Origin of the sequence: Klebsiella sp. C283, assembly GCF_048822555.1 — a bacterium.
GTDB lineage: Bacteria > Pseudomonadota > Gammaproteobacteria > Enterobacterales > Enterobacteriaceae > Klebsiella > Klebsiella quasipneumoniae.
The window spans coordinates 113,456-137,046 of sequence record NZ_JBMEZS010000010.1 but is presented as its reverse complement, the minus strand read 5'-3'; the positions used below and the strand labels follow the sequence as shown (position 1 = coordinate 137,046).

Sequence of the window (23,591 nt, the reverse complement as noted above, 5' to 3'; positions counted from 1 at the left end):
ACAAAGAGGCACCGACAATCGTTCAGCCAGCTTTTACCTATCAATGTCGCAGCGATTACAGCTGTTTGTTTTTCGCCTGACGCATCATCTGCGGATAAAAGCGCCAGAACTGCCCCTCCAGCCGGTCGTAGTGGGTATCCAGATCCTGCCAGGAGTCGCGCAGCGCCTCGAGACGCGGGCGGCGGCTGGCCATGCCGTTGAGCACGCGCTGAATAAAATCCATCTCCTGATAGCGCTCCAGCCAGCGCTCCGACCAGAGATATTGGTTGAGATTGACGAAGCGGGGCGGCGAGTCGGGCAGGATCGGCACGATCTGCCGCTCGGCATAGCGCACGAACTCCTCCAGCGGCAGGTCAGGGGAGAGCTGCGCCCAGTGCTGCGACAGGAAATGATCCCACATGACGTCGAGGGTGATCGGGGCGACGCGGCGGGTCTGCGGGCGAAACCACTCCCGCGCCTCTTTGACTTCCGCCAGGTTGTCAGTCAGCACGTCAATCCGCCGATGCATATAGATGCCGTCAACAATCTCCGCCGGATAGTCGCCCTGCGGGTTGCCGCGCACAAAGTCGGCCATCAGATTGCCGGGCAGCGAACTGTCGGCGAGATGGGCCAGGTGCAGGTGGGCGAGAAAATTCATAGTGACGACATCCTTCAAATACTTTCTGGCGGGCAGAGTGAGCGGTGTAGCGCTGCGCGTCGCCCTGAACGGCAGCCCCGGTGCCCGGATGGCGTGCTGTCTGGCCGCGCGCGGCCCTCTGCCACCGGTGATGCATTCGGCTGCCGCATGGCGGCATTCGGAATGATTTGGAATATAGATTATGTCATTCATCCGGAGGGGTAAAGGTTGCAGGCAGACCGCCCCGGCACTAGACTACCCGCCTCTTTATTCAGTCTGAGTTATCGTCATGCGCGTTACCGATTTTGCTTTTGAACTACCCGAATCCCTGATCGCCCACTATCCGATGCCTGAGCGCAGTAGCTGCCGCTTACTCTCCCTGGACGGGCCGACGGGCGCGCTGACGCATGGCACCTTCACCGACATCCTCGATAAGCTCAATCCCGGCGATCTGCTGGTGTTTAACAACACCCGGGTGATCCCGGCGCGTCTGTTCGGCCGCAAGGCCAGCGGCGGCAAGATTGAAGTGCTGGTGGAGCGGATGCTGGATGATAAGCGCATCCTCGCCCATATTCGCGCCTCGAAAGCGCCGAAGCCGGGCGCCGAGCTGCTGCTGGGCGACGACGAGAGCATTCAGGCCACCATGCTGGCGCGTCACGGCGCGCTGTTTGAAGTGGAATTTAACGACGAGCGCCCGGTGCTGGAGATCCTTAACGGGATCGGCCATATGCCGCTGCCGCCCTACATTGATCGCCCGGACGAAGACGCTGACCGCGAGCTCTATCAAACCGTCTACGGCACCCGGCCGGGCGCGGTAGCCGCCCCGACCGCGGGTCTGCACTTCGACGAACCGCTGCTGGACAAACTGCGCGCTAAAGGCGTTGAGATGGCGTTTGTCACCCTGCACGTGGGCGCGGGTACCTTCCAGCCGGTGCGCGTCGACAGCATTGAAGAGCACACGATGCACTCAGAATATGCGGAAGTGCCGCAGGAGGTGGTCGATGCGGTGCTGGCGGCGAAAGCGCGCGGCAATCGCGTGATCGCGGTGGGCACCACCTCGGTACGCTCGCTGGAGAGCGCGGCGCAGGCGGCGAAAGACGCCCTGATCGCGCCGTTCTTCGACGATACGCAGATTTTCATCTATCCGGGTTATCAGTACCAGGTGATCGATGCGCTGGTGACCAACTTCCATCTCCCTGAATCCACACTGATTATGCTGGTGTCGGCGTTTGCGGGTTATCAGCACACCATGAACGCCTATAAGGTAGCGGTGGAGCAGAAATATCGCTTTTTTAGCTACGGGGATGCGATGTTTATCACGTACAATCCGCAGGCTATTTCTGAGCGTCCCTGAAAAGGCCGGCCCGCCGGCTTTTAGCACGCCATGACGCATTTTTAGCCACGGAATCATTCCGTGGCGAGTATCAAAACGTCGGACTGTTTTTCTGACGCAGGAGCAAGCATGAAATTTGAACTGGATACCACCGACGGTCGCGCCCGCCGCGGTCGCCTGGTGTTTGAGCGCGGCGTGGTGGAAACACCGGCCTTTATGCCCGTTGGCACCTACGGCACCGTCAAAGGGATGACGCCGGAAGAGGTGGAAGCCACCGGCGCGCAGATTATTCTCGGCAACACCTTCCACCTGTGGCTGCGCCCGGGTCAGGAGATCATGAAGCTGCACGGCGATCTGCACGATTTTATGCAGTGGAAAGGACCGATCCTGACCGACTCCGGCGGCTTCCAGGTGTTCAGCCTTGGCGATATCCGTAAGATCACCGAGCAGGGCGTCCACTTCCGTAACCCGATCAACGGCGATCCGATTTTCCTCGATCCGGAAAAATCCATGGAGATTCAGTACGATCTCGGTTCCGATATCGTGATGATCTTCGACGAATGTACGCCGTACCCGGCGGACTGGGATTACGCCAAGCGCTCGATGGAGATGTCTCTGCGCTGGGCGAAGCGCAGCCGCGACCGTTTCGATAGCCTTGGCAATAAAAATGCGCTGTTCGGCATCATTCAGGGCAGCGTTTACGAAGATTTACGTGATATCTCGGTGAAAGGTCTGGTAGAGATTGGCTTTGATGGCTACGCTGTCGGCGGTTTGGCGGTCGGCGAGCCGAAGGAAGACATGCACCGTATTCTGGAGCACGTCTGCCCGCAGATCCCGGCCGATAAACCACGATACCTGATGGGCGTCGGGAAGCCGGAAGATCTGGTGGAAGGGGTACGTCGCGGTATCGATATGTTCGACTGCGTCATGCCGACGCGCAACGCGCGTAACGGCCACCTGTTCGTCACCGACGGCGTGGTGAAAATCCGCAACGCGAAGCACAAAAGCGATACCGCGCCGCTGGACGCCGAGTGTGATTGCTATACATGTCGCAATTATTCACGCGCTTACTTGCATCACCTTGACCGTTGCAACGAAATATTGGGCGCGCGTCTCAATACCATTCATAACCTGCGCTACTATCAGCGTTTAATGGCTGGTTTACGCAAGGCTATCGAAGAGGGTAAATTAGAGAGCTTCGTGACCGATTTTTACCAACGTCAGGGGCGCACCGTGCCTCCTTTGAACGTTGATTAATTTTAATAATGAGGGAATTTCAATGAGCTTTTTTATTTCTGATGCGGTAGCGGCAACGGGTGCACCGGCGCAGGGCAGCCCGATGTCTCTGATTCTGATGCTGGTGGTGTTCGGTCTGATTTTTTACTTCATGATCCTGCGTCCACAGCAGAAGCGCACCAAGGAACATAAGAACCTGATGAACTCCATCGCCAAAGGTGATGAAGTGCTGACCAACGGCGGTCTGGTCGGTCGCGTGACCAAAGTAGCGGAAACTGGCTACATTGCTATCGCGCTGAACGATACCACTGAAGTGGTTATCAAACGTGACTTCGTTGCTGCCGTTCTGCCGAAAGGCACCATGAAGGCGCTGTAATCTAACTTTTCCCAAAGGGAACTGCCGTGTTAAACCGTTATCCTTTGTGGAAGTATGTCATGCTGGTCGTCGTCATTGTCGTCGGCCTGATCTATGCGCTTCCCAACCTGTATGGTGAGGATCCGGCTGTTCAAATCACTGGCGCGCGCGGCGTCGCCGCCAGTGAGCAAACGCTGATCCAGGTCCAGAAAACTTTACAAGAAGAAAAAATTACCGCGAAGTCTGTGGCACTGGAAGAGGGCGCTATTCTTGCGCGCTTCGACACCACTGATACCCAGCTGCGCGCGCGTGAAGCGCTGCTTACCGTGTTGGGTGACAAATACGTCGTGGCGCTAAACCTTGCTCCGGCAACCCCACGCTGGCTGGCGGCACTCTATGCCGAGCCGATGAAGCTGGGTCTTGATCTGCGCGGCGGCGTGCACTTCCTGATGGAAGTCGACATGGACACCGCGTTAGGCAAACTGCAGGAACAGAACATCGATAGCCTGCGCAGCGAGCTGCGCGACAAAGGCATTCCTTACGCGACCGTGCGTAAGGAAGACAACTATGGTCTGAGCATCGTCTTCCGCGACAGCGCGGCGCGCGACCAGGCTATCTCTTATCTCAGCCCTCGCCATCGCGATCTGGTGATCTCCTCTCAGGGTGACAACAGCCTGAAAGCGGTGATGACCGATGAGCGCCTGAAAGAAGCTCGTGAGTATGCGGTTCAGCAGAACATTAACATTCTGCGTAACCGTGTGAACCAGCTGGGCGTCGCCGAACCGCTGGTTCAGCGTCAGGGCGCTGACCGCATCGTGGTTGAGCTGCCGGGTATCCAGGATACCGCGCGGGCGAAGGAGATCCTTGGCGCGACCGCGACCCTCGAGTTCCGTCTGGTCAATACCAACGTGGACCAGTCCGCCGCCGCCTCAGGCCGCGTGCCGGGCGACTCGGAAGTGAAAGAGACGCGTGAAGGCCAGCCGGTGGTGCTGTACAAGCGGGTGATCCTGACCGGTGACCATATCACCGACTCGACCTCCAGCATGGATGAGTACAACCAGCCGCAGGTCAACATCTCGCTGGACAGCGCGGGCGGTAACATCATGTCCAACTTCACCAAGGACAACATCGGCAAGCCGATGGCGACCCTGTTCGTGGAGTATAAAGACAGCGGTAAGAAAGACGCCAACGGTCGCGCTATCCTGGCGAAAGAGGAAGAGGTGATTAACATCGCCAACATCCAGTCGCGTCTGGGCAACAGCTTCCGTATTACCGGTATCAGCAACCCGAACGAAGCGCGCCAGCTGTCGCTGCTGCTGCGTGCCGGCGCGTTGATTGCGCCGATTCAGATCGTCGAAGAGCGGACTATCGGCCCAACCCTTGGCATGCAGAACATCAAGCAGGGTCTGGAAGCCTGTCTGGCCGGTCTGGTGGTCTCTATCCTGTTCATGATCCTCTTCTATAAGAAGTTCGGTCTGATTGCGACCTCGGCGCTGATTGCCAACCTGGTGCTGATTGTCGGCATTATGTCCCTGATCCCGGGGGCGACGCTGACCATGCCGGGCATCGCGGGTATCGTGTTAACCCTTGCGGTGGCGGTCGATGCTAACGTTCTGATCAACGAGCGTATCAAAGAAGAGCTGAGCAACGGGCGTACCGTTCAGCAGGCGATTGACGAAGGTTATCGCGGCGCGTTCAGCTCGATCTTCGACGCCAACGTGACGACGCTTATCAAAGTGATCATCCTGTACGCGGTCGGTACCGGTGCCATTAAAGGGTTTGCGATTACCACCGGTATCGGTATCGCGACCTCAATGTTTACCGCTATCGTCGGCACCCGTGCCATCGTGAACCTGCTGTACGGCGGCAAGCGCGTTAAAAAGCTGTCTATCTGAGGAGTGCGTTGTGGCACAGGAATATACTGTTGAACAATTGAACCACGGCCGTAAAGTCTGGGACTTTATGCGCTGGGACTACTGGGCCTTCGGCATTTCAGGCTTTCTGCTGATTGTGTCGATCGCCATCATCGGCGTCCGCGGCTTTAACTGGGGTCTCGATTTCACCGGCGGTACGGTGATCGAAATTACCCTTGAGAAGCCGGTCGATCTGGACCAGATGCGCGATTCCCTGCAGAAAGCGGGCTTTGAAGAGCCGCAGGTGCAGAACTTTGGCAGCAGCCGCGACATCATGGTACGTATGCCGCCGGTGCATGACGCCAACGTCAGCCAGGAGCTGGGCAGCAAGGTCGTGACGGTGATTAACGAATCGACCAGCCAGAACGCGGCGGTGAAGCGCATTGAGTTTGTCGGCCCGAGCGTCGGCGCGGACCTTGCGCAAACCGGCGCCCTGGCGCTGATTGCCGCGCTGGTCTGTATCCTGATCTACGTCGGCTTCCGCTTCGAATGGCGTCTGGCGGCGGGGGTGGTTATCGCCCTGGCGCACGACGTGGTGATCACCATGGGGGTGCTGTCGCTGTTCCATATCGAGATCGACCTGACCATTGTGGCCTCGTTGATGTCGGTTATCGGCTACTCGCTGAACGACAGTATCGTGGTATCGGACCGTATCCGTGAAAACTTCCGTAAGATCCGCCGCGGTACGCCGTACGAGATCTTCAACGTGTCGTTGACCCAGACGCTGCACCGTACCTTGATCACCTCCGGGACCACCCTGATGGTGATCCTGATGCTGTTCCTGTTCGGCGGCCCGATTCTGGAAGGCTTCTCGCTGACCATGCTGATCGGTGTCTCCATCGGTACGGCTTCTTCTATCTACGTCGCCTCCGCGCTGGCGTTGAAGCTGGGCATGAAGCGCGAGCATCTGCTGCAGCAGAAGGTCGAAAAAGAAGGGGCGGACCAGCCGTCTATTCTGCCGTAATACGGTTCAGTAGAAATAACGCAATCCCGGCCAGGCGGCCGGGATTTTTTTTGCCCGCGACAAAACCTGCTGACAGTATGCTGTCAGGAGCCCTCCCATACACTCCTTCTGAACTCACTAACGAGCAGGAGGAAGTATGAATAACGTGATTAACTGGTTTGAAATTCCGGTCGCCGATATGGATCGCGCCGTCGCGTTTTATGAGCCGGTGATGCAGGTGACACTGCGTCGCGAAACCATGGACTGCGCCGAGCTGGCGGTGTTCCCGCATCAGGATCCGGCCCCCGGCGGCGCGCTGGCCAAATTTGAGGGTATCGCGCCCTCTGCGCAGGGCGCTATTATTTACCTGCATACAGACCATCTTGCCGCCACCCTCGACCGCGTTGCCTCGGCGGGTGGGGCATGTGTTTTCGGGCCGCTGACGCTGCCGAATGATATTGGCACCATCGCGCTGTTTACTGACAGCGAGGGCAACCGCGTCGGCCTGCACCAACCGGCTTAACCTGAACTTTTTGTGAAGTGAGACATGACCCGACGCGCCGACCGTTTATTTCAGATTGTGCAGATCCTGCGCGGCAGGCGGCTCACTACCGCCGCGCTGCTGGCGGAGCGGCTGGGCGTGTCGGAGCGCACCGTGTATCGCGATATTCGCGATCTCTCCCTCTCCGGCGTGCCGGTGGAGGGCGAGGCGGGGAGTGGTTATCGCCTGCTGGCGGGTTATGATCTGCCGCCGCTAATGCTGACCACCAAAGAATCCGAAGCGCTGATCGCCGCGATCCGGCTGCTGAAAACCTGGGGCGGCGAGGCGCTGTCGCAATCGCTGGAGTCTGCCCAGGAGAAGATGCTGGCGATCCTGCCGGAGGCGCGCCGGCGCCAGGCGGAGCAGACCCGCCTGTTTGCCCCCGATCTCGGCGCCCATCGCTATGCCAAAACCTTCTTTGACGTCATTCATCAGGCGGTCTCCGGCCAGCAGGTGCTGGCGCTGCGCTATCAGGATGAGTCCGGTCGGGTGACCGAGCGCGACGTGCTGCCGCTGGGGCTGTTTTTCTGGGGGGAGCGCTGGCTGCTGGTGGCCTGGTGCGAGTTGCGCAATGATTATCGCAACTTTCGCCTCGACCGCTGTCTGGCGGTCAGGGCGACCGAGCGTCGATTCAGCGAGTGCGCCGACCGCTCGTTAAGCGATTTTCTGCGCAAGGTCCGCTGCGACGTGTGGGAGAAATAAAAACGCCCGGGTGGCCCGGGCGCTGTCCTGCCGTTTCAGCAATCAGAAGTTGTAACCAACCACGAAGTAACCACCCCAACCGGTTGAGCGGACGCTGAAATCGCCATCGCCGAAGTTCAGCTTGGCATCGTCAGCCCACTGGCCGCCGTTATGGAAGTAACGGGCCACCACCGAGTAGTGCCAGTGCGCATAGTTCAGCGCCAGGATATGGCTGGAGGCGATGGAGTTGCTGGTGCGCGCGTGCTTCCCGTTCAGATCGTAGAAGTTGTCATCGCCGAGGTCAGAGCCCCAGTCGAAGTTGGTGAAGCCGATGTAGCTCAGCGAACCGCCCCACAGGTCGGTCAGCGGCACAAAGTATTTCACTTTGAAGCGGTAGCCGTCCCACTCGTTTTCGTTGGACGCGCCGTAGTTCTGCCACTGGTATTTGGCGTAGACGTTAAGCGACAGGCTCATCGGCAGGCCGGTGTCGATATCGGTACCCAGACCCATATACCAGGTGCTTTGCTCCTGGGAGTCATTGCGGCCCATATCGTAGATATAGTTGTTCGCGAAATACCACTCTTTGAACGGCCCGAAGCTCAGGTCGGTGTTGGTCAGCTTATCGATAGAGAAGCGCGGTTCGATCTCCATAAACAGCGGGGAGCCGTTGTTCCAGATACCTTTTGCCGTGCTGTTGCCGCCGAAGAATACCGGGGCATCGATATAGCCGTAGAAATCAAACCAGTCTTTTTTGGCGAACGCTTCGTATTCCAGGTAGGTATCGTTACGGATCTGCGGTCCAAAACGGGTGTGGTAGCTACCCACCACGTTAACACTCTGGTGCCACCAGTCAGACAGATACTGCGGTTTATCGTTTTCTGCCGCGCCCGCGGTAAAAGAAGTGGAGAGCGCCACAACCGCACCCGCTGCCAGTAATGTTTTTTTCATAGGAATGCCACTGTTTAAATTGAGCCTGAAGGCGTTAAAAGAAGTGCCGAAGCGTTTCTAAATATTTCGTGTTTCTGTGGGGGTCTATTATAGGAATCATTGCTCACAAAAATACGTGTTGTTTCACATAACCAGAACATGCGTAATCGATTGCGTTCACGATTCTATGCATTTCTTGACAAAATGCTACTGAAAATCGCGATACAGAACGATTTCTAATGAACTCTTGCGAAAAGTTGTAAGTGGATAAGAATAACGGGACAGAGCGTCGCCGGGCAGGGGGAAGCCCGGCGGCAAGGCTTACTGCGCGGCGGCGGGCTGGATATCGTGGACGCGAATAAAACCGACTTTGTCCGGCGTCACGTTCAGGCGCAGCGGGATATCGACATCGCTGGGGGCGAGAATGCTGGCCGGGGCGCTGATCAATTGATCCTGAACATTCACTTCCTGGTAGCTGTGGGTAGTACCGGTGATCTGTCCGGAGGCGACGGTGGCGGTAAAGGCCGGCAGCGGATCGTTGGATTCGCCCTGAATACGTAAGGTCAGGCGTGACCCATCGCCATCCGGCGTAATGCTCGCCACCGACATGCGCAGGGTGCCGATCTGGCTCTCCAGCCGCGCCGGGGTTTTCGCCTCCGGCAGCAAATAGACGCCGCGGGTAGATTTCGCGTTCAGCGCGTTTTGCTGGGTAATTTTGATCGTTTGCTGATTGAGCTGGGTCATCTCCTGGCTCAGCGTACTCACGCTCTGGTGCATCTGGCGGATTTCGCTTTGCTGGGCGCAGGCGGTCAGGGTAAACAGGCTGCCCGCGATGGCGAGTTTCAGGTAACGTCTTGTCATGGTCAGGATTCCGTTTGCAGAGGATGCTTAATGGTAGCCAAACCGCCTGACTCTCCCATAGATCCTTTGTCTCAAAAGCTCTTTCTTTGTAGTCAGGTCACTTCGCGGTAAACTACCCTTCAGTTTAACTACCTGTCAGGACGCGCTATGCATTGCCCTTTCTGTTTCGCCGTGGATACCAAAGTGATCGACTCTCGTCTGGTAGGGGAAGGCTCTTCCGTGCGTCGCCGTCGGCAGTGTCTGGTCTGTAATGAGCGCTTTACTACCTTCGAAGTGGCGGAGCTGGTCATGCCGCGGGTGGTGAAGAGTAACGATGTGCGTGAACCCTTCAACGAAGACAAGCTGCGCAGTGGGATGCTGAAAGCGCTGGAGAAACGTCCGGTCAGCGCCGATGACGTCGAAATGGCGGTCAACCATATCAAAACCCATCTGCGCGGCACCGGCGAGCGCGAAGTGGCCAGCAAAATGATCGGCAACCTGGTGATGGAGCAGCTGAAAAAACTGGATAAAGTCGCCTATATTCGCTTTGCGTCGGTCTATCGCAGCTTCGAAGATATCAAAGAATTCGGCGAAGAGATCGCCCGCTTACAGGACTAAGCCATGCAGGACGAAATGTACATGGCGCGTGCGCTCAAGCTCGCCGCCCGCGGTCGCTTTACCACCCATCCTAACCCTAACGTTGGCTGCGTCATTGTTAAAGACGGCGAGATCGTCGGCGAAGGGTTCCACTATCGCGCCGGCGAGCCGCATGCCGAAGTGCACGCCCTGCGGATGGCCGGGGAAAAGGCGCGAGGCGCCACCGCCTACGTCACCCTCGAGCCCTGCAGCCACCACGGTCGTACGCCGCCGTGCTGCGACGCCCTGATTGCCGCCGGCGTCAGCCGCGTGGTCGCCGCGATGCAGGATCCGAACCCGCAGGTGGCGGGGCGCGGCCTGTACCGTCTGCAGCAGGCCGGTATTGACGTCAGCCACGGGCTGATGATGAACGAGGCGGAAGCGCTGAATAAGGGCTTCCTGAAGCGGATGCGCACCGGTTTTCCCTGGGTCCAGCTCAAGCTGGGCGCCTCGCTGGACGGCCGCACGGCGATGGCCAGCGGCGAAAGCCAGTGGATCACCTCCCCGCAGGCGCGACGCGACGTGCAGCGTCTGCGCGCCCAGAGCCATGCTATCCTGACCAGCAGCGCCACCGTGCTGGCGGACGATCCGGCGCTGACCGTGCGCTGGCAGGAGCTGAGCGCCGATACCCAGGCGCTGTATCCCGAAGAGAATTTGCGCCAGCCGCTGCGCGTCGTTATCGACAGCCAGAACCGCGTCACGCCTGAGCATCGTATTGTGCAGCAGGCGGGGGAAACGCTGTTTGCCCGCCTGGGCGCCGATGAGCGCCAGTGGCCGGACAGCGTGCGCACGCTGCTGGTTCCGGAACATAACGGCCATCTCGATCTGGTGCTGCTGATGATGCTGCTTGGCAAACAGCAGATCAACAGCATCTGGGTGGAGGCGGGGGCCACGCTTGCCGGGGCGCTGCTGCAGGCGGGCCTGGTCGACGAGCTTATCGTCTATATTGCGCCTAAACTGTTAGGCAATGCGGCGCGTGGATTATGCGCGCTGCCGGGGCTTGAAGAACTGAGCCAGGCGCCCCATTTCAAATTCAATGAGATACGTCAGGTTGGCCCGGATGTCTGCCTGCATTTAACCACTGCGTGAGGCTTTCCTGATTATTAGGAAGCAGCGCTCAGAATAATATGATAAAATCCGCCCCCCTTGCGGGGCACATGAACCCGAAGGAAGAGTATGAACATTATTGAAGCTAACGTTGCTACCCCGGACGCTCGCGTCGCCATCACCATTGCGCGTTTCAACAACTTTATCAATGACAGCCTGCTGGAAGGTGCGATTGACGCCCTGAAACGCATTGGTCAGGTAAAAGATGAAAACATCACCGTTGTTTGGGTTCCAGGCGCGTACGAGCTGCCGCTGGCGGCTGGCGCACTGGCGAAAACCGGTAAATATGACGCGGTGATTGCGCTGGGTACGGTGATTCGCGGCGGTACCGCCCACTTTGAATATGTGGCTGGCGGTGCCAGCAATGGCCTGGCGCACGTCGCTCAGGACAGCGAAATCCCGGTAGCCTTTGGTGTTCTGACCACTGAAAGTATTGAACAAGCCATCGAGCGCGCTGGCACCAAAGCCGGTAACAAAGGCGCTGAAGCTGCGCTGACCGCGCTGGAAATGATTAACGTATTGAAAGCCATCAAGGCCTGATTTTTGTAAGGGGAATTCCGTGAAACCTGCTGCTCGTCGCCGCGCCCGTGAGTGTGCCGTTCAGGCGCTCTACTCCTGGCAGTTGTCCCACAACGACATCGCTGATGTCGAATACCAGTTCCTGGCGGAACAGGACGTAAAAGATGTTGATGTTCTGTATTTCCGCGAACTGCTGTCCGGAGTGGCGACTAACAGCGCGTACCTCGACGGCCTGATGAAGCCCTACCTGTCCCGTCAGCTGGAAGAGCTGGGTCAGGTGGAAAAAGCGGTGCTGCGTATCGCGCTGTTTGAGCTATCCAAACGTGATGACGTACCGTATAAAGTGGCCATCAATGAAGCTATCGAACTGGCGAAAACCTTCGGCGCTGAAGATAGCCACAAGTTCGTCAACGGCGTGCTGGACAAAGCGGCTCCGGTAATTCGTCCCCACAAGAAGTAAACTGCAGGCCGGGTTTTGCGAGGGTCGCCTCGCAACCCGGCCTTATTTATTATTTTGCTGAGGCATAACGTATGGCATGTGGCGAATTCTCCCTGATTGCCCGTTATTTTGATCGCGTTAAAAGCGCTCGTCTTGATGTCGAAACCGGTATCGGCGACGACTGCGCTCTCCTGAATATTCCCGAGAAAAAAACGCTGGCAATCAGCACCGACACTCTGGTGGCGGGCAATCACTTCTTACCCGATATCGACCCGGCCGACCTCGCCTATAAAGCGCTGGCGGTAAACCTGAGCGACCTCGCGGCGATGGGCGCGGAGCCGGCGTGGCTCACCCTGGCGCTGACCTTGCCGGAGGTGGATGAAGCCTGGCTGGAAGCCTTCAGCGACAGCCTGTTTGTCCAGCTTGACTACTACGATATGCAGCTGATTGGCGGCGATACCACCCGCGGCCCGCTCGCCATGACCCTGGGTATCCACGGCTTTGTGCCGCCAGGGCGCGCCATGAAACGTTCAGGCGCGAAGCCGGGAGACTGGATCTATGTCACCGGCACCCCGGGGGACAGCGCCGCCGGCCTGGCGCTGTTGCAGAACCGTCTGACGGTGGATGCGCCGACGGATGCCGATTACCTGCTGGCCCGTCACCTGCGTCCGATGCCCCGCGTGCTGCAGGGCCAGGCGCTGCGCGACCTGGCGACGTCGGCCATCGATCTCTCCGACGGCCTGATCTCCGATCTGGGTCATATTCTCAAAGCCAGCGACTGCGGCGCGCGCATCGATCTTGATGCCATGCCGTACTCCGACGCCATGCTGCGCCAGGTTGAGCCCGAGCAGGCGCTGCGCTGGGCGCTCGCCGGTGGAGAAGATTACGAACTGTGCTTTACCGTACCGGAACTGAACCGTGGGGCGCTGGACGTGGCCCTTGGCCATCTAGGCGCGCGTTTTACCTGTATCGGACAGATTGCGCCGGAGAGCGAAGGTCTGCAGTTTATCCGCGACGGTAAGCCGGTCACGCTTGATTTAAAGGGATACGATCACTTTGCGTAGTCGAGACGAGGCGCTTAGCCGCCTGAGTATGCGTAATCCGTGGCATCTGCTGGCGACCGGCTTTGGCAGCGGCTTAAGCCCGGTGGTGCCGGGGACGATGGGCTCGCTGGCGGCGATCCCGTTCTGGTATCTGATGACTTTTCTCCCCTGGCAGCTCTACTCGCTGGTGGTGATGATGAGCATCTGTATCGGAGTCTATCTGTGCCATCGTACGGCCAAAGATATGGGCACCCATGACCACGGCAGCATCGTCTGGGACGAGTTCGTCGGGATGTGGATCACCCTGATGGCGCTGCCGACCCTCGACTGGCAGTGGGTGGCCGCCGGCTTCGTCATTTTCCGTATCTTCGATATGTGGAAACCGTGGCCGATTCGCTGGTTTGACCGCAATATTCACGGCGGAATGGGGATCATGGTGGACGATATCGTCGCCGGCGTGATCTCCGCCGGCGTGCTGTATGTTATTGGCCATCACTGGCCGATCGGTCTGCTTTGACCGCTTCTCCCCGGCAGCGCCATGCTGTCGGGGAAATCACGCCCGTCACTTAAATCCCACCACCGGATGCGGCTGATAGGGCGCCTCCAGTTTGTCGATCTGTTCCGAAGATAGCGTCAAATCCACCGCCAGCAGCAGGTCATCGAGCTGCTCCTGACGCGACGGACCGATAATCGGCGCGGCGACGCCGGGCTTGCTTAACAGCCAGGCGAGGGCGACCTGCGCGCGACTGGCGTCGAGCTCTTCCGCCACGTCCGCGAGATTCCCGGCAATTTGCGCGTCGTTCTCTTCGCTGGTGCTGTAAAGCGATTTGCCGAACTCATCCGATACCAGCCGGGCGGTGGTCTCACCCCATGGGCGGGTCAGCCTGCCGCGCGCCAGCGGGCTCCACGGGATCACCGCCACGCCGTTACGCTGGCACAGGGGCAGCATCTCATTCTCTTCTTCCCGGTAAATCAGGTTGTAGTGATCCTGCATGGTGACGAAGCGCGCCCAGCCGTTCTGCTGCTGAAGCGCCAGCGCCTGGGCAAACTGCCGGGCATGCATGGACGAGGCGCCGATATAGCGCGCTTTGCCGGCTTTCACCACCTCGTCCAGCGCTTCGAGCGTCTCTTCAATCGGGGTGCTGTAGTCCCAGCGGTGGATCTGCAGCAGGTCGACATAGTCCATCCCGAGACGGCGCAGGCTGTCGTCGATGGAGCGCAGGATCTGCGCCCGGGAAAGCCCTTCCGCCAGATCGCCGACCTGGTGATAGACCTTGGTGGCGACAATCACCTCATCGCGGCGGGCAAAGTCGCGCAGGGCGCGGCCGACGATCTCTTCGCTACTGCCGTCGGAGTAGCTGTTTGCGGTATCGAAGAAGTTGATGCCGCCTTCAATGGCGTGCTGAATGAGCGGGCGACTGCTCTCTTCCGGAAGCGTCCAGGCGTGCCTGCCGCGGTCCGGCTCGCCGAAGGTCATGCAGCCGAGGCAGAGTCGGGAAACACGTAAGGCAGTATCGCCGAGGGGGATATAGTGCATAGTGCGCTCCTGCTATTCATCAAGGGTATCCCTTAAGCATAGCAGGAGCGGGAGGGGCGATTATGCCAGCCAGTCGAGGATTTTGGCTTCAATGCCGGCGGCATCAAGGCCGAGGTCGGCGCGGATCTCTTCCTGAGTGCCCTGCGGAATAAAGACATCCGGCAGGCCAATATTAAGCACCGGTACCGCCCGGCGATGGACCATCAGCACTTCATTCACGCCGCTGCCGGCGCCGCCCATAATGGCGTTCTCTTCCAGCGTCACCAGAACGTCGTGCTCGCCTGCCAGCTGCAGGATCAGCGCGGTATCCAGCGGCTTCACAAAGCGCATATCCACCAGGGTGGCGTTGAGTTTGTCCGCCACCGCCGCGGCTTCCGGCAGCAGGGTGCCGAAGTTAAGGATCGCTACCTTCTCGCCCTGGCGCTTCACGACCCCTTTGCCGATCGGCAGCGATGCCAGCGGCTCCAGCGTCGCGCCGGTGCCGCTGCCGCGCGGATAGCGCACCGCGCAGGGTCCGTCGCTGTAGTGGTAGCCGGTGTGCAGCATCTGGCGGCATTCATTTTCATCGCTCGGCGTCATCACCACCATATCCGGAATACAGCGCAGGAAGGAGAGATCGAACGCCCCCTGATGCGTCTGGCCGTCTGCGCCGACAATCCCGGCGCGGTCGATGGCAAACAGCACCGGCAGCTTCTGAATAGCCACATCGTGGATCACCTGATCGTAGGCTCGCTGCAGGAACGTGGAGTAGATGGCGACGACGGGCTTGTAGTCGCCAATCGCCAGTCCGGCGGCGAAGGTGACCGCATGCTGCTCGGCGATGGCGACGTCAAAGTACTGATCGGGGAATTTCTTCGAAAATTCCACCATCCCTGAACCTTCGCGCATCGCCGGTGTGATGGCCATCAGCTTGCTGTCTTTGGCCGCCGTTTCGCACAGCCAGTCGCCGAAGATTTTCGAGTAGGAGGGGAGACCACCGCTGCTTTTGGGCAGCACGCCGCTGGTATGGTCGAACTTCGGCACCGCGTGGAAAGTGATCGGGTCTTTCTCGGCGGGCTCATAGCCGCGGCCTTTTTTGGTCATAATATGCAGGAACTGCGGGCCCTTCAGGTCGCGCATGTTCTTCAGCGTGCTGACCAGACCGAGCACATCGTGGCCATCCACCGGGCCGATGTAGTTAAAGCCCAGCTCTTCAAACAGCGTCCCAGGCACCACCATGCCTTTGATATGCTCTTCGGTCCGCTTAAGCAGCTCTTTAATCGGCGGTACGCCGGAGAAGACCTTTTTGCCGCCTTCGCGCAGGGTGGAGTAGAGCTTACCGGAGAGCAGCTGCGCCAGATGATTGTTCAGCGCGCCGACGTTCTCGGAGATCGACATTTCATTGTCATTCAGCACCACCAGCAGATCGGGTTTGATATCTCCGGCGTGGTTCATTGCCTCAAACGCCATGCCGGCGGTGATCGCCCCGTCGCCAATCACGCACACCGCGCGCCGCTGCTTATCCTCTTTCGCGGCGGCGATAGCCACCCCGATGCCAGCGGAAATGGAGGTGGAGGAGTGACCGACGCTCAGTACGTCGTACTCGCTCTCACCGCGCCACGGGAAGGGGTGCAGGCCGCCTTTCTGGCGAATGGTGCCGATTTTGTCGCGGCGGCCGGTCAGAATTTTATGCGGGTAGGCCTGGTGGCCGACGTCCCAGATCAGGCGATCGAAGGGCGTGTTATAGACGTAGTGCAGCGCCACGGTCAGTTCCACGGTGCCGAGGCCAGAGGCAAAGTGACCGCTGGAGCGGCTGACGCTGTCCAGCAGGTAGCGCCGCAGCTCATCACACAGCTTCGGCAGGCTCTCTTTTGGCAACAGGCGCAACTCCTGGGTGGAATCTACCAGCGCCAGGGTCGGGTATTTGGCAATATCAAAACTCATCAGAGACTCATTTATTGTTTATTTATCGCGCTGAATAATGTAATTCGCGAGCGCTTCCAGTGCCGAAGTATCCAGAGATTGTGCGGCCAGTTCATCTAACGACCGGCGGGCATCAGCGATCAGGTCGTGCGCTTTCTTCCGGGCTTGCTCAAGGCCCAGGAGGGCGGGATAGGTGCTTTTACCCAATTGCTGGTCGGCACCCTGACGTTTGCCAAGGGTCGCAGTATCCCCTACCACGTCGAGAATGTCATCCTGGACCTGGAAGGCCAGGCCGATATTTTCCGCATAGCGATCCAGCGCGGGAAGGGCGGCGCGCCCACGTTCGCCGGCGCTCAGCGCCCCCATGCGGACGGCGGCGCGGATCAGCGCGCCCGTTTTGTGGCGGTGGATACGCTCCAGCGCCTGCAGATTCACCTGCTGTCCTTCCGCCTGCAGATCCAGCGCCTGGCCGCCGCACATGCCCGCCACGCCGCTGGCCTGCGCCAGTTCGGAAACCATCGCCAGACGATCCCGGTCAGGGACGTCCGTCATCGGCGCATCACTGAGTATAGAAAACGCCAGCGTTTGCAGGGCATCTCCCGCAAGAATTGCGTTGGCTTCGCCAAATTTAATATGGCAGGTCGGCAGTCCGCGACGCAGATCGTCATCATCCATCGCCGGCAAATCATCATGCATCAGGGAATAAGCATGAATGCATTCGACCGCGGCGGCAGGGGCGTCCAGCGTGGTGCGGCTCACGCCGAACATCTCGCCGGTAGCGTAGACAAGGAAGGGACGCAGGCGTTTACCGCCTAAGAGTGCGCCATAATGCATCGCTTCCACCAGCGGAGTGTTCTGAAAGGGCTGCGGCGCGATAAAACGGCGCAGCGCCTCGTTAGCCTGTTCCACACAGGCCTGCAATTGTTGCGGGAAATCCATTTATTCAGCGTCCGGCGTAAAAGGCGTGGTCGGGGAATCTTCACTATCCGCCAGCAGGATCTGCACGCGCTGTTCGGCCTGCTGTAGCTGGCTTTGCCCCTGGCGGGCCAGCTGGACCCCGCGCTCAAATTCGCTGAGCGCTTCTTCTAACGGTAAATCGCCGCTTTCCAGACGGTTAACGATCTGCTCCAGTTCGCCCAGCGCAGTTTCAAAGCTGGCCGGGGCCTCATTTTTCTTTGGCATAGTGAATGTAGACTCTTGTTATGTCGCGACGGCAATACCGGGTATGGTAACGAAGTCACGCGTGTAAGCAAATAACGCGCAATGGTGATATACTCCGCGCCCAGGATGCAGGCACCGGTGTGCGCTGCTTTACAACTTTTGCTTAAAGCCCCGTCGGGCTTGCCAACGAACTATTGTCGCCATGAAGTTTATCATTAAATTGTTCCCGGAAATCACCATCAAAAGCCAATCTGTGCGGTTGCGCTTCATTAAAATCTTAACCGGGAACATTCGTAACGTTCTCAAAAACTATGACGAGACGCTGGCCGTCGTTCGTCATTGGGATCATATCGAAGTTCGCGCGAAAGATGAAAATCAGCGCCCGGCTATTCGCGATGCGCTGACCCGTATTCCCGGCATCCACCATATTCTGGAAGTCGAAGACGTACCGTTCACCTCGCTGCACGATATTTTTGAGCAGACGCTGCCGCTGTGGCGCGAGGCGCTGGAAGGCAAAACCTTCTGCGTGCGGGTGAAGCGTCGCGGCAAACATGAATTCACCTCAATTGAGGTGGAGCGCTACGTCGGCGGCGGCCTGAATCAGCATATTGAAACGGCGCGCGTGAAGCTGACCGACCCGGACGTCACCGTCAATCTTGAGATTGAAAACGATCGCCTGCTGCTGGTGAAAGGCCGCTATGAAGGTATCGGCGGCTTCCCGATCGGCACGCAGGAAGATGTGCTGTCGCTGATTTCCGGCGGCTTTGACTCCGGCGTCTCCAGCTACATGCTGATGCGCCGCGGCTGCCGTGTGCACTACTGCTTCTTTAACCTTGGCGGCGCCGCCCATGAGATTGGCGTCCGCCAGGTCGCGCATTATCTGTGGAACCGCTTCGGCAGCTCGCACCGCGTTCGCTTTGTGGCGATTAACTTTGAGCCGGTGGTCGGCGAAATCCTCGAAAAAGTGGATGACGGTCAGATGGGCGTGGTGCTCAAGCGCATGATGGTCCGCGCCGCGTCAAAGGTCGCGGAACGCTACGGCGTGCAGGCGCTGGTCACCGGCGAAGCGCTGGGCCAGGTCTCCAGTCAGACTCTCACCAACCTGCGCCTGATCGACAACGTCTCCGATACCCTGATCCTGCGTCCGCTGATTTCGCACGATAAAGAGCACATCATCGACCTGGCCCGCGAGATCGGCACGGAAGATTTCGCCCGCACCATGCCGGAGTACTGCGGCGTGATCTCCAAAAGCCCGACCGTGAAGGCGGTGAAGGCGAAGATTGAAGCGGAAGAAGAACACTTTGATTTCAGCATCCTCGATAAAGTGGTGGAAGAGGCGAGCAATATCGATATTCGCGAAATCGCCCAGCAGACGGAAGAGACGGTGGTGGAAGTGGAAACCGTGACCGGCTTTGGCGCCAACGATGCGATCCTCGACATTCGCTCCATCGACGAGCAGGAAGACAAGCCGCTGAAGGTCGAGGGGGTTGAGGTCGTTTCCCTGCCGTTCTACAAGCTGAGCACCAAATTTGGCGATCTCGATCAGAGCAAAACCTGGCTGCTGTGGTGCGAACGCGGGGTGATGAGCCGTCTGCAGGCGCTTTATCTGCGCGAGCAGGGTTTCAGCAACGTAAAAGTTTATCGCCCGTAACAGGTTGTTATGATGCAAAAGGCCTTCCCTGATGGAAGGCCTTTTTACTATTGGCAGGGGCGTGTATTAGCGCAGGGTCAGCGCCAGGTCATTCAGCTGATCGATGACAATATTCCAGCCCTCGAAAAATCCCATCTGCTCATGCTGCTCGCGGGTTTCATCGTCGGCATGCAGCACCGTGGCCGTATAGCGACACCCGCCCTGTTCATCGGCAAAGGTGATGATGGCCGTCATCGCGAAGGGGGAAACGGCGGGGCGATAATCCGCCGTCAGCATCGAGGTCATGACGATTTTTTGTTGCGGGATAACCTCAAGAAAACAGCCGGGGTTATCGCTGCGTTCACCGTCAGGGCCGTGCATCACGGTGTGAAAGGCCCCGCCGGCGCGAAAATCAAAGGTCAGAACCTCGGTTTGCCAGGGCTTCGGGCACCACCAGGTTCGGAGTAATGCCGGGTCGGCCCACGCGCGCCACAGGGCTGCGGCGGGCGCGCTGAGCAGGCGGCTGATAACAAGATCGCGAGAATCGGTTGCGCTACGGGACATGCTACGACTCCTCAGGAAAAGGGGGAGCCAGTCCGCGGCGCGGACCGGCTATCAGGCTTCGTAGTAATTATAGATGCCGGCGGCCATCACCAGCTGCGAGGCGACCTCATACGCTTTCTCGCGCCCCACCAGCAGATCGATCATTTTCAGGGCGAAATCAATCGATGTTCCCGGCGCCTGGCTGGTTAACAGATTCACCCGTGGATCCCAGACCACCCGTTTATCCTGCCACTGATCGGCGGGGATATGATCCTTCAGCGCCGGAAAACCGGTCATGTTGCCGATCGGGAACAGCTGATGGGGCACCAGCACGGTCGCCGGGGCGGCACAGATGGCGGCCACAATGCGCCCGGAGAGATGGAACTGTCGGACGGTTTCCACCAGCAACGGGCTGTCGCGGAAGCACTCTGCGCCCTTGATACCCCCCGGGAGGACGATGATATCGAAATCGCCATCGGCCACCTCGACCAGCGGGGCATCCGCCAGCAGTTTGACGCCGCGCGAGCAGACGATGGTCAGGTTGCCGTCGCTGGCGACGCTGGCGGTGGTCACTTTGACTCCGCCGCGAACCAGCAGGTCGATGGTGGTGACCGCTTCGGTCTCTTCGCTACCATGGGCGAGGCAAATCAGTGCCGACGCGCTCATATTCATTCTCCTTACGCTTGACCAGTTCAAATAAGCGGGCGTTTTCCGGTACGGCAACGCCGTGGGCGCGGGCGCGGTTGAGCAGAAAACCGGTGATATAGTCGATCTCCGTGTGCCGCTGGGCGCGAACGTCCTGCAGCATGGATGAGATATTTTCTGCCGTACTTTCAATCACCTGTTCGACATAAAATAGCAGGTTTTCCGCCGAGGTATGAATACCTTCGCGCTCCATCACTGCCGCCACCTCGCGACAAATGGCCGCAACTTCCTGCGGATAGTCGCGCAGATCGCCGTTTTTACATCCTTTTAGCGCGGTCAGGGGGTTAATCACGCAGTTAACCGCCAGCTTGCGCCAGGTGGCCGAGAAGATATTGTTGTGCCAGGCGACATCCGGCAGCACGCTCTGCAGCACTTCAGCGAGGTAGCTGTAGTCCTCTTCGTAGCTTTTCGCCGGCCCGATATGCGTGGTGCCCTGGGCGACGTGGATGATGACATTCCCGTCGCGGCGCGCCGCCTGGGTGGTGGAGGCCAGCAGCAACGGCTGTTTCACGCTGCGCAGCTCCTCGACGGTTCCCATGCCGTTATGCACCAGCACAATCGGCGTGGTGACCGGCAGGATCGCGGCCAGGTGCTTCACCGCGTTTGAAACCTGCCAGGCTTTTAAGGTGACAATCAGCAGCTCGCTGCTGGCAAGAAAATCGGGGTCGTTGGCCGTCAGCGACTCGTTGAACACCGAGCCGTCGGTTTCAATGACGTTGACGCTACAGAATGGCTGCGGTACGCGTAGCCAGCCCTGGACTTCATGTCCCTGTTTGCACAACGCGGTCAGCCATAGTTGTCCCAGTGCACCGCATCCCAGTACGGTTACTTTCATTGTTCCTCCTCATCTGCCGCTACCCCAGGCGCTGATGGCTAAAGTATATCTCGTCGCTTTTCGCATCGTCGGACGGAAAGGGGGTTTCGGCGTCGTCGGGCAGCATGGGGAAAATAGCGCGAGCGTTGCGTAATCAGCTAAGCTTCCGGGATAACAAGTTGAGTTATGCCGCGTTGCAGGTATTATGCAACGCAAAAGAAACGGAAGGAGAGGAAAAGATGCCATCTTTCGATATTGTCTCTGAAGTTGATCTTCAGGAAGCCCGTAACGCGGTGGACAACGCGAGCCGCGAAGTCGAGTCGCGTTTTGATTTTCGTGGCGTTGAAGCCACGTTTGAATTAAACGACGCCAACAAGACCATTAAAGTGCTGAGCGAGTCTGACTTCCAGGTGAATCAGCTGCTGGATATCCTGCGCGCCAAGCTGCTCAAGCGCGGCATTGAAGGCACCTCCCTCGACGTGCCGGAAGATATCGTACACAGCGGTAAAACCTGGTTTGTTGAAGCGAAGCTGAAACAGGGCATTGAAAGCGCGGTGCAGAAGAAGATCGTTAAACTGATCAAAGACAGCAAGCTGAAAGTGCAGGCCCAGATTCAGGGCGAAGAGATCCGCGTGACCGGTAAGTCCCGCGACGATCTGCAGTCGGTGATGGCGCTGGTACGCGGTGGCGATCTGGGACAACCGTTCCAGTTCAAAAACTTCCGCGACTAAGGCGGCAGACTGACAGCAAAAAGCGGGGAATTCCCCGCTTTTTTTATACCCCTTTGATGAGCTGCTCTATCTCGAAGCGGTTGGTGACCTTGCTGTCGATTTTGATATACACCGAGCGCTCCTCGGGCACTACCAGCGCCTGATGAACCCCGCTGGCGCTGAGCAGACGCGCCTGCAGCGCGCTGTCGACCACCACGCCGTCCGGTACCTCCACCCGCAGACTGCTGACGTAGGGCGGCTCGCTCATGGTGCTGGCCACCAGCAGCCACAGCATCGCCAGCAGCGCGCCCAGCAGAAACACGGTCTGTGAATCAAAGAAACCATCGACCCAGCCGCCAAGGGCGCCGCCAATCGCCACCCCGAGGAACTGGCTGGTGGAGTAGACGCCCATCGCGGTGCCTTTATAGCCCGCCGGCGACTCTTTGCTAATCAATGACGGCAGTAGCGCTTCCAGCAGGTTAAACGCCAGGAAGAAGAGCTGAACGCCCGCTACCAGCTCCCAGAAGTAGCCTCCGGCGCCCCAGAGGACAATTTCGGCAATCAGCAGGATGGCCACGCAGAGCAAAAAGACGCGCTTCATCTTGCGCTTCACTTCGGCGTAGATAATAAACGGCACCACCGAGATGAAGGAGATAACCATGGTGACCAGGTAAATCTTCCAGTGCTCGGCGGCCGGGAAGCCGGCAGCCTCCAGCTGTCCGGGCAGCGCGACAAACGTGGACATCAGCATGATGTGCAGGCACATGATGCCAAAGTTGAGCTTCAGCAGGCGCGGCTCCGCCAGCACCTTGCTAAAGCAGCCCTTCACCATCCCGGATTCGCGGTTAAGCACATGATTCTGGCTGTTGGGAACCACCCACAGGGTGAGCAGGATGCCGACGGTCGCCAGGATGGCGATCATCCAAAACAGGGCGTGCAGGCCCAGCTGATGGGTAATAATCGGCCCCAGCACCATGGCGATAGCGAAAGTGACGCCGAAGCTGACGCCAATAAACGCCATCGCTTTGGTGCGGTTCTGTTCGCGGGTGAGATCGGAGAGCAGGGCCATGACCGCGGCGGCGATGGCGCCGGAACCCTGCAGGGCGCGGCCAAGAATGATGCCCCAAATGGAGTCGGTGAGCGCGGCGATGACGCTGCCGAGCACGAAGATAAGCAGGCCGCCGACGATCAACGGCTTGCGGCCAATACGGTCAGATAACAGTCCGAAGGGGATCTGGAACACCGCCTGCGCCAGACCGTAGATGCCGATCGCCAGGCCAATCAGCGCTTCACTGGCGCCCTGCAATGCCATGCCATACGTGGTCAGAACTGGCAGGACCATAAACATGCCAAGCATGCGCAGGGAGAATACCGTCCCCAAACCCCAGGTCGCGCGCAGTTCCCCTGGCGTCATTTTGTTATCGTTCATTACCACCTCAATATAAAAACTGCGCCTAGTG

At 58.8% G+C, this 23,591-nt stretch carries 26 protein-coding genes and 1 pseudogene; 16 read left to right on the top strand and 11 right to left on the bottom strand.

What is annotated here, in order from left to right:
- Positions 1 to 55 precede the first annotated feature (55 nt).
- On the bottom strand, positions 56 to 637 hold the full coding sequence (gene acpH, locus ACOI7Z_RS20080; protein ID WP_023288592.1) for an ACP phosphodiesterase: 582 nt from the start codon (positions 635 to 637) through the stop codon (positions 56 to 58).
- A gap of 88 nt (positions 638 to 725) precedes the next feature.
- Here acpH and ACOI7Z_RS20075 point away from each other — a divergent pair.
- From ACOI7Z_RS20075 to ACOI7Z_RS20040, 8 genes and pseudogenes are all read left to right on the top strand, one after another.
- A pseudogene (locus ACOI7Z_RS20075) lies at positions 726 to 841 on the top strand (hypothetical protein).
- Positions 842 to 905: 64 nt separating this feature from the next.
- Entirely contained in the window at positions 906 to 1,970 is a 1,065-nt protein-coding gene (queA, locus tag ACOI7Z_RS20070) for a tRNA preQ1(34) S-adenosylmethionine ribosyltransferase-isomerase QueA (RefSeq protein WP_004204841.1), read from the top strand.
- Between the two features lie 108 nt (positions 1,971 to 2,078).
- Positions 2,079 to 3,206 carry a tRNA guanosine(34) transglycosylase Tgt gene (gene tgt / locus ACOI7Z_RS20065; protein WP_002890395.1) on the top strand — a complete coding sequence of 376 codons (1,128 nt, stop codon included), beginning with the start codon at positions 2,079 to 2,081 and terminating at the stop codon, positions 3,204 to 3,206.
- 22 nt (positions 3,207 to 3,228) lie between these two features.
- On the top strand, positions 3,229 to 3,561 hold the full coding sequence (yajC, locus tag ACOI7Z_RS20060; protein ID WP_002890398.1) for a preprotein translocase subunit YajC: 333 nt from the start codon (positions 3,229 to 3,231) through the stop codon (positions 3,559 to 3,561).
- 26 nt (positions 3,562 to 3,587) lie between these two features.
- On the top strand, positions 3,588 to 5,435 hold the full coding sequence (secD, locus tag ACOI7Z_RS20055) for a protein translocase subunit SecD (RefSeq protein WP_008805370.1): 1,848 nt from the start codon (positions 3,588 to 3,590) through the stop codon (positions 5,433 to 5,435).
- 10 nt (positions 5,436 to 5,445) lie between these two features.
- On the top strand, positions 5,446 to 6,417 hold the full coding sequence (gene secF / locus ACOI7Z_RS20050) for a protein translocase subunit SecF (protein WP_008805371.1): 972 nt from the start codon (positions 5,446 to 5,448) through the stop codon (positions 6,415 to 6,417).
- A gap of 136 nt (positions 6,418 to 6,553) precedes the next feature.
- On the top strand, positions 6,554 to 6,919 hold the full coding sequence (locus ACOI7Z_RS20045; RefSeq protein ID WP_016160371.1) for a VOC family protein: 366 nt from the start codon (positions 6,554 to 6,556) through the stop codon (positions 6,917 to 6,919).
- Between the two features lie 24 nt (positions 6,920 to 6,943).
- Entirely contained in the window at positions 6,944 to 7,639 is a 696-nt protein-coding gene (locus ACOI7Z_RS20040) for a helix-turn-helix transcriptional regulator (RefSeq protein WP_023288594.1), read from the top strand.
- A gap of 42 nt (positions 7,640 to 7,681) precedes the next feature.
- On the opposite strand, the gene ACOI7Z_RS20035 is transcribed toward ACOI7Z_RS20040, so the two are convergent.
- Together ACOI7Z_RS20035 and ACOI7Z_RS20030 are read right to left on the bottom strand one after the other, a co-directional pair.
- The gene (locus tag ACOI7Z_RS20035; RefSeq protein WP_004204836.1) at positions 7,682 to 8,566 is read right to left on the bottom strand and encodes a nucleoside-specific channel-forming protein Tsx; all 885 of its coding nucleotides are present in this window, start codon (positions 8,564 to 8,566) and stop codon (positions 7,682 to 7,684) included.
- 300 nt (positions 8,567 to 8,866) lie between these two features.
- Positions 8,867 to 9,406, bottom strand: coding sequence for a DUF3251 domain-containing protein (locus ACOI7Z_RS20030; protein WP_023288595.1), 540 nt, complete (start codon positions 9,404 to 9,406; stop codon positions 8,867 to 8,869).
- Between the two features lie 147 nt (positions 9,407 to 9,553).
- Between ACOI7Z_RS20030 and nrdR the strand changes: the two genes are divergently transcribed.
- The 6 genes from nrdR to pgpA all read left to right on the top strand — a co-directional run bounded on the left by nrdR (position 9,554) and on the right by pgpA (position 13,646).
- Entirely contained in the window at positions 9,554 to 10,003 is a 450-nt protein-coding gene (gene nrdR, locus ACOI7Z_RS20025; protein WP_002890417.1) for a transcriptional regulator NrdR, read from the top strand.
- 3 nt (positions 10,004 to 10,006) lie between these two features.
- Entirely contained in the window at positions 10,007 to 11,110 is a 1,104-nt protein-coding gene (gene ribD, locus ACOI7Z_RS20020; RefSeq protein WP_065882832.1) for a bifunctional diaminohydroxyphosphoribosylaminopyrimidine deaminase/5-amino-6-(5-phosphoribosylamino)uracil reductase RibD, read from the top strand.
- Positions 11,111 to 11,197: 87 nt separating this feature from the next.
- Complete coding sequence (gene ribE, locus ACOI7Z_RS20015; protein WP_001021161.1) at positions 11,198 to 11,668, top strand: 6,7-dimethyl-8-ribityllumazine synthase; 471 nt, start codon at positions 11,198 to 11,200, stop codon at positions 11,666 to 11,668.
- A gap of 19 nt (positions 11,669 to 11,687) precedes the next feature.
- Complete coding sequence (nusB, locus tag ACOI7Z_RS20010) at positions 11,688 to 12,107, top strand: transcription antitermination factor NusB (RefSeq protein WP_002891356.1); 420 nt, start codon at positions 11,688 to 11,690, stop codon at positions 12,105 to 12,107.
- A 71-nt stretch (positions 12,108 to 12,178) separates the two neighbouring features.
- Positions 12,179 to 13,150 carry a thiamine-phosphate kinase gene (gene thiL / locus ACOI7Z_RS20005; protein ID WP_023288597.1) on the top strand — a complete coding sequence of 324 codons (972 nt, stop codon included), beginning with the start codon at positions 12,179 to 12,181 and terminating at the stop codon, positions 13,148 to 13,150.
- Positions 13,143 to 13,646 (top strand): phosphatidylglycerophosphatase A, encoded by a 504-nt coding sequence (gene pgpA / locus ACOI7Z_RS20000; protein ID WP_004177266.1) that lies wholly within the window; start codon positions 13,143 to 13,145, stop codon positions 13,644 to 13,646. Before thiL ends, pgpA begins: the two co-directional genes overlap by 8 nt.
- A gap of 45 nt (positions 13,647 to 13,691) precedes the next feature.
- Here the strand turns inward: pgpA and ACOI7Z_RS19995 are convergent, their stop codons facing one another.
- From ACOI7Z_RS19995 to xseB, 4 genes are read right to left on the bottom strand one after another with little or no spacing between them, the layout of a single operon-like run.
- Positions 13,692 to 14,666, bottom strand: a complete 975-nt coding sequence (locus ACOI7Z_RS19995; RefSeq protein ID WP_086075216.1) for an aldo/keto reductase — start codon at positions 14,664 to 14,666, stop codon at positions 13,692 to 13,694.
- Between the two features lie 60 nt (positions 14,667 to 14,726).
- Positions 14,727 to 16,589: a 1-deoxy-D-xylulose-5-phosphate synthase gene (dxs, locus tag ACOI7Z_RS19990; protein WP_087849711.1), complete on the bottom strand. Its 1,863-nt coding sequence runs from the start codon at positions 16,587 to 16,589 to the stop codon at positions 14,727 to 14,729.
- An 18-nt stretch (positions 16,590 to 16,607) separates the two neighbouring features.
- On the bottom strand, positions 16,608 to 17,507 hold the full coding sequence (gene ispA, locus ACOI7Z_RS19985; protein WP_004204826.1) for a (2E,6E)-farnesyl diphosphate synthase: 900 nt from the start codon (positions 17,505 to 17,507) through the stop codon (positions 16,608 to 16,610).
- Positions 17,508 to 17,750 (bottom strand): exodeoxyribonuclease VII small subunit, encoded by a 243-nt coding sequence (xseB, locus tag ACOI7Z_RS19980; protein WP_004204824.1) that lies wholly within the window; start codon positions 17,748 to 17,750, stop codon positions 17,508 to 17,510.
- A gap of 181 nt (positions 17,751 to 17,931) precedes the next feature.
- Here xseB and thiI point away from each other — a divergent pair, with 181 nt between their 5' ends.
- Positions 17,932 to 19,380: a tRNA uracil 4-sulfurtransferase ThiI gene (gene thiI, locus ACOI7Z_RS19975; protein ID WP_004151340.1), complete on the top strand. Its 1,449-nt coding sequence runs from the start codon at positions 17,932 to 17,934 to the stop codon at positions 19,378 to 19,380.
- A gap of 66 nt (positions 19,381 to 19,446) precedes the next feature.
- Here the strand turns inward: thiI and ACOI7Z_RS19970 are convergent, their stop codons facing one another.
- Genes ACOI7Z_RS19970 through panE form a run of 3 tightly spaced genes read right to left on the bottom strand, consistent with a single transcriptional unit; the run spans position 19,447 to position 21,442 of the window.
- A complete protein-coding gene (locus tag ACOI7Z_RS19970) occupies positions 19,447 to 19,923 on the bottom strand; it encodes an SRPBCC family protein (protein WP_048323159.1) in 477 nt (158 codons plus the stop codon).
- A gap of 51 nt (positions 19,924 to 19,974) precedes the next feature.
- A complete protein-coding gene (gene yajL, locus ACOI7Z_RS19965) occupies positions 19,975 to 20,568 on the bottom strand; it encodes a protein deglycase YajL (protein WP_087849712.1) in 594 nt (197 codons plus the stop codon).
- Positions 20,531 to 21,442, bottom strand: a complete 912-nt coding sequence (panE, locus tag ACOI7Z_RS19960; RefSeq protein WP_023288602.1) for a 2-dehydropantoate 2-reductase — start codon at positions 21,440 to 21,442, stop codon at positions 20,531 to 20,533. The genes yajL and panE overlap by 38 nt, the downstream gene beginning before the upstream one ends.
- A gap of 218 nt (positions 21,443 to 21,660) precedes the next feature.
- On the opposite strand from panE, the gene ACOI7Z_RS19955 reads away from it, so the two are divergent.
- The gene (locus ACOI7Z_RS19955; RefSeq protein ID WP_002891465.1) at positions 21,661 to 22,152 is read left to right on the top strand and encodes a YajQ family cyclic di-GMP-binding protein; all 492 of its coding nucleotides are present in this window, start codon (positions 21,661 to 21,663) and stop codon (positions 22,150 to 22,152) included.
- Positions 22,153 to 22,195: 43 nt separating this feature from the next.
- Here the strand turns inward: ACOI7Z_RS19955 and ACOI7Z_RS19950 are convergent, their stop codons facing one another.
- On the bottom strand, positions 22,196 to 23,560 hold the full coding sequence (locus ACOI7Z_RS19950) for an MFS transporter (protein WP_023288603.1): 1,365 nt from the start codon (positions 23,558 to 23,560) through the stop codon (positions 22,196 to 22,198).
- Positions 23,561 to 23,591 lie beyond the last annotated feature (31 nt).

What these genes read in the sequence shown, in the direction of transcription:
- ACOI7Z_RS20030 (WP_023288595.1), bottom strand. Translation starts at nt 9,406, where the DNA reads ATGACAAGACGTTACCTGAAACTCGCCATCGCGGGCAGCCTGTTTACC.
- ribD (WP_065882832.1), top strand. Translation starts at nt 10,007, where the DNA reads ATGCAGGACGAAATGTACATGGCGCGTGCGCTCAAGCTCGCCGCCCGC.
- ACOI7Z_RS19950 (WP_023288603.1), bottom strand. Translation starts at nt 23,560, where the DNA reads ATGAACGATAACAAAATGACGCCAGGGGAACTGCGCGCGACCTGGGGT.
- ribE (WP_001021161.1), top strand. Translation starts at nt 11,198, where the DNA reads ATGAACATTATTGAAGCTAACGTTGCTACCCCGGACGCTCGCGTCGCC.
- acpH (WP_023288592.1), bottom strand. Translation starts at nt 637, where the DNA reads ATGAATTTTCTCGCCCACCTGCACCTGGCCCATCTCGCCGACAGTTCG.
- xseB (WP_004204824.1), bottom strand. Translation starts at nt 17,750, where the DNA reads ATGCCAAAGAAAAATGAGGCCCCGGCCAGCTTTGAAACTGCGCTGGGC.
- thiL (WP_023288597.1), top strand. Translation starts at nt 12,179, where the DNA reads ATGGCATGTGGCGAATTCTCCCTGATTGCCCGTTATTTTGATCGCGTT.
- ACOI7Z_RS20035 (WP_004204836.1), bottom strand. Translation starts at nt 8,566, where the DNA reads ATGAAAAAAACATTACTGGCAGCGGGTGCGGTTGTGGCGCTCTCCACT.
- ACOI7Z_RS20040 (WP_023288594.1), top strand. Translation starts at nt 6,944, where the DNA reads ATGACCCGACGCGCCGACCGTTTATTTCAGATTGTGCAGATCCTGCGC.
- queA (WP_004204841.1), top strand. Translation starts at nt 906, where the DNA reads ATGCGCGTTACCGATTTTGCTTTTGAACTACCCGAATCCCTGATCGCC.
- yajL (WP_087849712.1), bottom strand. Translation starts at nt 20,568, where the DNA reads ATGAGCGCGTCGGCACTGATTTGCCTCGCCCATGGTAGCGAAGAGACC.
- thiI (WP_004151340.1), top strand. Translation starts at nt 17,932, where the DNA reads ATGAAGTTTATCATTAAATTGTTCCCGGAAATCACCATCAAAAGCCAA.
- panE (WP_023288602.1), bottom strand. Translation starts at nt 21,442, where the DNA reads ATGAAAGTAACCGTACTGGGATGCGGTGCACTGGGACAACTATGGCTG.
- ACOI7Z_RS20045 (WP_016160371.1), top strand. Translation starts at nt 6,554, where the DNA reads ATGAATAACGTGATTAACTGGTTTGAAATTCCGGTCGCCGATATGGAT.
- yajC (WP_002890398.1), top strand. Translation starts at nt 3,229, where the DNA reads ATGAGCTTTTTTATTTCTGATGCGGTAGCGGCAACGGGTGCACCGGCG.
- ACOI7Z_RS19995 (WP_086075216.1), bottom strand. Translation starts at nt 14,666, where the DNA reads ATGCACTATATCCCCCTCGGCGATACTGCCTTACGTGTTTCCCGACTC.
- tgt (WP_002890395.1), top strand. Translation starts at nt 2,079, where the DNA reads ATGAAATTTGAACTGGATACCACCGACGGTCGCGCCCGCCGCGGTCGC.
- nrdR (WP_002890417.1), top strand. Translation starts at nt 9,554, where the DNA reads ATGCATTGCCCTTTCTGTTTCGCCGTGGATACCAAAGTGATCGACTCT.
- dxs (WP_087849711.1), bottom strand. Translation starts at nt 16,589, where the DNA reads ATGAGTTTTGATATTGCCAAATACCCGACCCTGGCGCTGGTAGATTCC.
- ACOI7Z_RS19970 (WP_048323159.1), bottom strand. Translation starts at nt 19,923, where the DNA reads ATGTCCCGTAGCGCAACCGATTCTCGCGATCTTGTTATCAGCCGCCTG.
- ispA (WP_004204826.1), bottom strand. Translation starts at nt 17,507, where the DNA reads ATGGATTTCCCGCAACAATTGCAGGCCTGTGTGGAACAGGCTAACGAG.
- ACOI7Z_RS19955 (WP_002891465.1), top strand. Translation starts at nt 21,661, where the DNA reads ATGCCATCTTTCGATATTGTCTCTGAAGTTGATCTTCAGGAAGCCCGT.